7 protein-coding genes and 1 rRNA gene (1 of these 8 running past the window's edge) are annotated in these 7,594 nt (G+C 52.7%); 3 read left to right on the forward strand and 5 right to left on the reverse strand.

The window, feature by feature from the left end:
• The first annotated feature begins 128 nt into the window (after nucleotides 1–128).
• Both ACTID9_RS25040 and mscL read left to right on the forward strand, forming a co-directional pair.
• Complete coding sequence (locus ACTID9_RS25040; RefSeq protein ID WP_441067815.1) at nucleotides 129–749, forward strand: YitT family protein; 621 nt, start codon at nucleotides 129–131, stop codon at nucleotides 747–749.
• A gap of 149 nt (nucleotides 750–898) precedes the next feature.
• Entirely contained in the window at nucleotides 899–1,291 is a 393-nt protein-coding gene (gene mscL / locus ACTID9_RS25045; protein WP_441067817.1) for a large conductance mechanosensitive channel protein MscL, read from the forward strand.
• Between the two features lie 55 nt (nucleotides 1,292–1,346).
• On the opposite strand, the gene ACTID9_RS25050 is transcribed toward mscL, so the two are convergent.
• Complete coding sequence (locus tag ACTID9_RS25050; protein WP_441067819.1) at nucleotides 1,347–2,216, reverse strand: LysR family transcriptional regulator; 870 nt, start codon at nucleotides 2,214–2,216, stop codon at nucleotides 1,347–1,349.
• A 122-nt stretch (nucleotides 2,217–2,338) separates the two neighbouring features.
• Between ACTID9_RS25050 and ACTID9_RS25055 the strand changes: the two genes are divergently transcribed.
• Nucleotides 2,339–3,241: a DMT family transporter gene (locus tag ACTID9_RS25055; protein ID WP_441067821.1), complete on the forward strand. Its 903-nt coding sequence runs from the start codon at nucleotides 2,339–2,341 to the stop codon at nucleotides 3,239–3,241.
• 55 nt (nucleotides 3,242–3,296) lie between these two features.
• On the opposite strand, the gene ACTID9_RS25060 is transcribed toward ACTID9_RS25055, so the two are convergent.
• From ACTID9_RS25060 to ACTID9_RS25075, 4 genes are all read right to left on the reverse strand, one after another.
• The gene (locus ACTID9_RS25060; RefSeq protein WP_441067823.1) at nucleotides 3,297–4,793 is read right to left on the reverse strand and encodes a catalase; all 1,497 of its coding nucleotides are present in this window, start codon (nucleotides 4,791–4,793) and stop codon (nucleotides 3,297–3,299) included.
• A 439-nt stretch (nucleotides 4,794–5,232) separates the two neighbouring features.
• Nucleotides 5,233–6,588 carry a VPS10 domain-containing protein gene (locus ACTID9_RS25065; RefSeq protein ID WP_441067825.1) on the reverse strand — a complete coding sequence of 452 codons (1,356 nt, stop codon included), beginning with the start codon at nucleotides 6,586–6,588 and terminating at the stop codon, nucleotides 5,233–5,235.
• Nucleotides 6,589–6,834: 246 nt separating this feature from the next.
• A complete protein-coding gene (locus tag ACTID9_RS25070) occupies nucleotides 6,835–7,140 on the reverse strand; it encodes a hypothetical protein (protein WP_441067827.1) in 306 nt (101 codons plus the stop codon).
• Nucleotides 7,141–7,302: 162 nt separating this feature from the next.
• Nucleotides 7,303–7,594, reverse strand: a 23S ribosomal RNA gene (locus ACTID9_RS25075); it runs 2,637 nt beyond the window's last position.

Below are 7,594 nucleotides of genomic sequence, written 5' to 3' on the forward strand. Positions count from 1 at the left end.
GTTGCGCAACGCACACCAAACTAGCTACGAAAGCGAGATTTTAAGATGAGAACCGGTGATCCCTCCAGGATGACCATCGTAGTTAGTTGGGTGCGAGTCTAAACTAACTATGATGAGAGGCATTCTTTATGAGGGCAAAACAAAAGCAAAGCAAACAGTTGTTGGTCATGATTTTGGGTACGTTTTTATTGGCTTTCAGTTATTACCACATCAATTTCCAAAACAATCTGACTGAAGGCGGCTTCATGGGTTTGGCGCTTTTAGGCAAATTCGCCTTTAACATCTCGCCTACCCTTACGATGCTGGCGCTGGACATTCCGATTTTCATCCTTGCCTTGTTCCTGAAAGGGCGCAAGTTTTTGATGAATACGATGATCGCAGCCACTGCATTTACTGTGTTTTACGAGATTTGTGATCGTTTTTCGCCGTTGGTGTTCGATATGCACCAATACATGCCGATCGCAGCCATTTTGTCCGGGATCACGACCGGGTTTGGCGCAGGGATTGTTCTCCGCTACGGTGGCGCTACAGGGGGCGACGACATTTTGACGCTGTTCCTCAGCAAATTCACCGGATTGTCGGTTGGTACGGTTTTCCTGATTATCGACTTGGTTGTATTGGGACTTTCGCTCCTGTACTTGCCGCTGATGGCGACGCTGTACACGGTGCTGGCAGTCAGCATCTCCGCTCGCATCATTACCTGGGTGGTGGAGTACGGACGCCGCGACAGAGAAAGCGTAACCGCATGAGAATAAACTGGAAAAACCCGTTCCCCTTTCCTGCTCTTTATGGAGGTGTGGACGGGTTTTTTGTGTCTTAAGGCGAACGCGCACGCTGGCAAAATATGATATGATGGCAAAAAGAAAAACAGAGCTTTACGGTAAAGGAGAGACCTCCCATGTGGAATGAATTTAAAAAATTTGCCATGAAAGGCAATGTGCTGGATTTGGCAATCGGGGTGATCATCGGGGGCGCTTTTGGCAAAATCGTCAGTTCCCTGGTCAACGATGTGATGGTGCCGATTCTGGGGCTGTTGATGGGGGGCCTGGATTTGACTGGACTGGCGCTGACAGTCGATAAAGCATCGATCAAGTACGGGGCATTCTTTCAATCTGTCATCGATTTCCTGATCGTATCTTTCTCCATTTTCCTGTTCGTCAAAGGACTCAATCACTTCAAGCGCAAATCGGAGGAAAAACCGGCCGAAGCACCAGTACCTTCCAAAGAGGAGCTGCTGCTGACGGAAATCCGCGATTTGTTGAAACAGCAAAATCAACGCGAAACCCAATAGATGATGTGCATGACAGGAGTAATGCTTTGCCGATCGCGCAAGCTTTACTCCTGATTCATTTATTCAATCGATAGCAATCGGTCAGCACCTCCACATACGGCTCAAATTGCGGCTCGTACACCACCTGGATCGTCCGATAAAAGGAATCGGCGTCAAATTCCCGGCTAACGATGGCAGGATCATGCATGCTTTCGGCCAACATTTTGGGCGCGAAAGACAAACCGTACCCTTTGGCGACAAAGCGAACGATGGAATCATTGAAATCGAGCTCCAGCGCCACATTGGGATTCGCAATCCCTTGGATGCTGCACTGCTGGCGGAATGCGGTGCGAATGTCACACGGATCTTTGAACATGACCAACCGCTCCCGACAAAGCGCCGCAAAGCTGATGGCGGGCAACTCCGCCAGCTCATGCCCTGCTGGCAAGAGCGCGACATACGGCTCGCGGAGCAGCGGGCGCACCGGCAGCTCCAATCCCCCTTCATAATCTTGCACGAAAGCGATGTCAATCTGTCCCCGCACAAGCAGCTCGCACAGCTCCCTCGTCGTATCCCGGATGACCATCTGGCTCGGCTGCTCTTTCACCTGCTCGTTGCTCAACAAATCCGGCAGATAGAAGCTCCCGAGGCTCGGCAACGCGCCGATGCGCACCTGCCTGGTCGTCGTATAACGCTTCACCGCTTGCACGGCCTGCTCCGACTGCTCCAGAATGCTGCACGCTTTTTCATAGAAATACCGCCCTGCGTCGGTCAGCTCAATCCCCGTGGTTTTGCGCAAAAACAGGCTGCACGCCAGCTCGCGCTCAAGCAAAGCCACCTGCTTGGTCAAAGCTGGCTGGGAGAGATATAAGGATTGGGCCGCCTTGTTCAAACTGCCCCGTTCGACGATGCTCACGAAATATTTTAACTGCTGTAGTGTAAACATTGCGTTTCTCCTTACTCACCGTTATAACCGGTAGTTATACCCTTATTCGATATCGATAGTACCACACGAACGCGCCCCCTTGGTATTCTTTTCATCAATACAGAAGAGAGGGGACGCTTTTATTGATCTTGTTAAACTATATTGTTATGTGTCTGATTTTTAGTACGTCATTTTTAGCGATTAAGCTCGGGCTTACGGATGGTATGCCGCCTTTTTTCTTCGCTGCCCTCCGCTTTTTGCTGGCGGGTGCGCTCATTTTGGCTTTTCTCGGCTTGCGCAAGCAATGGACTCCGCTGCCGCTGCGCTCCTACCTCGAAATCGCCATCGTCGCCTTTTTGATGACGACGATCCCTTTTGCCTCGCTTTACTGGGCGGAACAGCATATCTCCTCCGGCATGGCTGCACTGCTGGTCGCCACCGCTCCGATATTTAGCACCCTGTTGACGATTGCACTGGGTCAGGTGCGCTTCCGCTGGCATCTGCTCGCAGGACTTCTGCTCGGCATCGTCGGGATTTATCTGGTAGTCGGCGCAACGCCGGAAGCTGCAGAGCAAGGGCCGCTGCCGCTGATCGGCAAGCTCGCGATCATTTCCTCGGAATTCATCTATGCAATCGGCGTCATCCGCTCCAAGCGATTGCTGCACACCGTGCCGCCGCTCACCTTCAACGCGCTGCAAATGACGTTTGCCAGCGTCGGACTGCTCATTCTCTCCTTGCTGTTCGAGGATACACGGCCGATTTCGTTTACGACAGCCAGCCTGTCCAGCTTGCTGTATTTGGCCTGCATCGTCTCGATTCTCGCCTTCGGCATGTTTTATTGGCTGCTCAAAGAAACCAATCCTACTTTTCCGGTTACCTGGACCTATGTCTCTCCGGTGATTGCGCTCGTGATCGGGGCTGTGTTTTACCGCGAGCCCGTTTCGGTTGCCCAGCTTGCCGGAGGGTGCAGCGTTCTTTTGGGCATCGTGCTTTTGAACGCGTCCGTCTGGCGCAAGCGCGAACGAACGTCTGCTGTTCCCGAATGAAAAACGCCCGGCCGACTGAGTCTGTCTCGTCGACCGGGCTTTTTGTTTTGTGTTGTTACTTGGCTGCGGAATCGGTCTGATCCGGTTTTTCCGCTTGCGTCGGCACGAATCCGGCGATGTCCACGCCAAGCGCCTGCGCGACACGGGAGCCGAACTCCACATTCGCGCGGAAGAAGTTGCAGATCATGCGCAGCTTGATTGGCTCATCAACGCCGCTCATATCGGTTGCGAGATTTTTGACCAGATTGGTCCGCTCTTCCGGTGTAAAACGGAGATAGCGCTCGCCTGCCTGGGTGAAGTCATCGGTTTTTTCGATTCTTTGACGAGTGATGCGACCTTGCAACTGCGGTTCGCTTTCCTTGTATGCCGGCGCCTCTTTCGGCGTGTCCGCATAGCTGTTCGGTTCATAGTTGATCGGCGACGGATCGGCCTTCACGGTCATAGCGCCATCGCGCTGATGATTGCGGACAGGCGCGTATGGGCAGTTGACCGGAATTTGCAAATAGTTTGGCCCCAGGCGATGCCGCTGTGTATCCGGGTAAGAGAACAGACGGCCTTGCAAAAGCTTATCCTCGGACGGCTCGATGCCCGGCACCACCACGCTCGGCGAAAATGCCACCTGCTCAACCTCTGCAAAGTAATTCGCCGGATTCCGATTGAGCGTCATCGTTCCCACTTTGACCAGCGGAAGCGCATCCTCCGGCCATACCTTTGTCGCATCAAGCGGATCGAAGCTGAAATTGTCCATCTCCTGCGGGTCCAGTAGCTGTACGTACAAATCCCAGCCCGGGTAGTCGCCCCTCTCGATCGCCTCGTACAAATCTTTCGTCGCGTGGTTAAAATCTTTGCCGCCCAGCTCTTGGGCTTGCTCGGCCGTCAAGCTTTTCACGCCTTGATGCGGCTTCCAATGGTATTTGACATACACGACATCGCCCGCTTCGTTCACCCATTTGAACGCATGCACCCCGAACCCTTCCATCTGGCGGTAGTTCGCCGGAATGCCCAGATCGGAGAACACCCAGCTCAGCATGTGAGTCGATTCAGGTAAATGCGAGAAAAAGTCCCAGTAATGGTTCGGCGTTTGAATGTTGGTATGGGGCGCAGGTTTCAAAGCATGCACCATATCAGGGAATTTGATGGCATCGCGGATGAAGAAGACCGGCAGATTGTTTCCGACCAAGTCATAGTTGCCTTCTTCCGTATAAAACTTGACTGCAAATCCGCGCGGGTCACGCAGCGTCTCGGGCGAGGTGCCCCCATGAATGACGGTGGAAAACCGGACGAACACCGGCGTCTCGATGCCTGGTTTTTGCAAGAAGGCTGCCCGTGTGTATGTTTGCATCCCGACAGTCGTGATGAATACGCCGTGCGCTCCCGCCCCCCTCGCATGCACGACGCGCTCGGGTATGCGCTCACGGTCAAAATGCGCCAGCTTCTCAATCAGATGGTAATCCTCCAGAAGCGTGGGGCCTCGCCTGCCTGCGGTGCGAGAATTCTGGTTGTCGGCGACGGGAGCCCCCTGATTCGTTGTAAGGTGTTGACGATGATCCATTCCTGCCTGCGCCTCCTTTTGTAAGTGAAAATGGTTTTCAATTAAGAATGTAATCAATATATCATGATAATAAAATTAAAACAATAATTATTTTAAAATAAAACTTATGATAAAATGAAAACACCTATTATCTGTGTCAAATGAAAGCATGAGGTGATCGGTCATGGCGAGCAAACAAGAAAACCATTCACCTATCCGCAATTCCTCCCTGTTTACCAAGCGTGTGCTCAAATTCCTCGGGAGAACGGGCAAACGCTTGAAAGCATGAGCGAACATAAAAAAAGAGAACCATTTTTTGCTGATCTGAACGGCATCCCCCTTGTTTATTACTGCTGCTCATAATGGGACGTGCGGTTCATCTTGGCTAACGGTTCTCTTTTTGCCTTCCTGCTACACTTATGTGGAAAGGAGCGGATTTCTGCTCCTTTCTTTTTGGCCGTTATTTTGACTGGCTTGGCGTGGCAAATACATGCGCCTTTTTCCAATGCTGACCGCCATCCATGGTTGTATAGATAACCGATGGTGCCGTTTGGTCGGTGCAAATCCACCAGCCATGCTTGGCATCGGCAAAGGCAAGAAGTTGCTCACCAAAACCTTCGAAAGCGGCCGTTCCTGCGGCAACCGTTTTTCCTCCGTCTAACGTCCAGCCGATGGTGTTTGGTTTGTCGCATGCCATGCATTGCGCCCCGATAAATGCTTCCTTGGTGTTCAGCACATAAAAGGTGCCGGGGCTTGATCCGCCGATTGTCGGTCCGCCTGTGTATTCCATGGGGAAACCAGGAGCTGGTCCGCCGCCTGCTGACGATTTGGCGATGACGGTCTGCCAGCTTTTCCCGCCATCTGCCGTGTGGAACAGGGAGTAGGAGGTTTGGGTCATGCCGGAATCGCCGATGCATTCGACCCATGCGTCGTTGCTGCCTGCCGAGCGGATGATGGCGTTCGTGAGGGCGATCGTGCGTTTTGTCATGACCGGCTTCCATGTTTTTCCCCCGTCTGCGGTTCGCTGAATTTGCATGTTCACGTTGTCATAGGTGACTGCCCACCCGTTTGCCTTGTCATGAAAATAAGCATCCCCGATCGTTTTGGGCGGGATCGGCAGCTTGCTCCACGTTTTGCCGCCGTCTGTCGTCCGCCAGTTTCCGCTGAATGCCTCTGTTGCGGATACGAAATGGAGGAAGCCTTCCTGCGGAACCTTTCCTGCAATGTTCCACGTCTTGCCGCCATTTGTCGTATGCAAAAGCTGCAAGTCGATGCTTTTCCCTGCCATTTTGACCGTCGCCCATGCAGTCTGATCATTGAGTGCGAAAAGCTGTGTGACCGTTCCCGTCACGTTTTTTTGCACGCCCCAGGTTTGTCCTGCGTTTGTTGTCTTCGCAATCCACCCTTCTCCGCCGAGCCATCCGGTGGCAAAGCTCGCCAAGCGAGCCGCCGTCAGCTTGCCGAAAGGGACGTTCGCAGCTGCTTGTGACTGACTTTCTGCCGTGGGGACCATCTTTGGCGGGGATGGAGGCTGGGGAGTTGCTGAAGACGGCTGGACGGGCGCTGGCGCAGTCGGGGTCGCTGTTGGCTCTGCTGCAGATGCCGTCCCGCTTGTGCCTGTGGTTGCTGGTTGCGTTGCAGATTCAGATTCCGATTGGCTGGGCGCAGGCTGTTCATTTTGAATCGCTGGTGTATTCGATGCGGGTTGCTGGCTCTGGCCCTGCACCTGCGCTGTTTGTTGACATCCTGTTACGGTGATGGCCCCCGTGAGGAGAAGCATCAGCAGCGGTGTTTTCATCATCGCGATCGGTCTCATTTTCGTCACTCCACTCAAGGTGTTTTGCTTTCTGCTTACCCTTTAGACGAATCGCGTCGTGGAATCTTACAGAAGCACTTTTCGCTGATTGCAGGAATGGGTATGGCTCCACATGAAAAAAGACCGTCAGTTTTGTTCTGACAGTCTTTCAGGACGAACGTTCTTGTTTTTTGATAGGCAGCTTGTATCAGCAAAGCGCTAGCGGATCGAACACCTCACACGGGCGGATAAGGAATCCCGCTTGTATCATGCATCCCCCCAGAAAAGGGTGAACAGCAAGTACCACATCAGAGCAAACAGCGATACAGGCAGCAACAGCGCGTTCCCCCAAACGCCGAGATGGCGCAAAACCCCTTCCTCTCCCCGCAATCGCCCCAGCAATGCGGAAGCGAGGCCAAACGGTGCAGCCAAAATGGCGGGAATGGCGAAAAGCGAGGCGTAGCGGAAAAAGAAGCCCGCCGAAACAAGCGCAACGACCAGCAATGCAACTGATATGAGCGAATAGCGGACCGCCTTAATGGGAATCGTCCTCCGTTGATTGATTTCACACAACACCCATATTCTACTATATTTTAGGAAACTCTAGCACAACGGATCATAAGCTACGAATCGTATATTTCCACTTGCCTTTACAACAAAAAAAGCCATCCTTTTCGGATGACTTTCCTTGTTCCCTGAAAACTGGATACGCAAGTTATTGCTTGTGGATTAATTGTGGATAAGCCCTCGACCGATTAGTATTCGTCAGCTCCATGCGTTACCGCACTTCCACACCGAACCTATCAACCTCATCGTCTATGAGGGGTCTTACCAGATTAACTCTGTGGGAAATCTCATCTCAAGGGGGGCTTCACGCTTAGATGCTTTCAGCGCTTATCCCGTCCATACATAGCTACCCAGCTGTGCTCCTGGCGGAACAACTGGTGCACCAGCGGTATGTCCACCCCGGTCCTCTCGTACTAAGGGCAGCTCCTTTCAAATTTCCTACGCCCGCGACAGATAGGGA

The sequence above is a fragment of the Brevibacillus fluminis genome (genome assembly GCF_052072235.1).
Classification (GTDB): Bacteria; Bacillota; Bacilli; order Brevibacillales; family Brevibacillaceae; genus Brevibacillus_D; species Brevibacillus_D fluminis_A.

Excerpts from the sequence above, each read along its gene's own strand:
- mscL (WP_441067817.1), top strand. The coding sequence starts at position 899 with ATGTGGAATGAATTTAAAAAATTTGCCATGAAAGGCAATGTGCTGGAT.
- ACTID9_RS25040 (WP_441067815.1), top strand. The coding sequence starts at position 129 with ATGAGGGCAAAACAAAAGCAAAGCAAACAGTTGTTGGTCATGATTTTG.
- ACTID9_RS25065 (WP_441067825.1), bottom strand. The coding sequence starts at position 6,588 with ATGAGACCGATCGCGATGATGAAAACACCGCTGCTGATGCTTCTCCTC.
- ACTID9_RS25050 (WP_441067819.1), bottom strand. The coding sequence starts at position 2,216 with ATGTTTACACTACAGCAGTTAAAATATTTCGTGAGCATCGTCGAACGG.
- ACTID9_RS25060 (WP_441067823.1), bottom strand. The coding sequence starts at position 4,793 with ATGGATCATCGTCAACACCTTACAACGAATCAGGGGGCTCCCGTCGCC.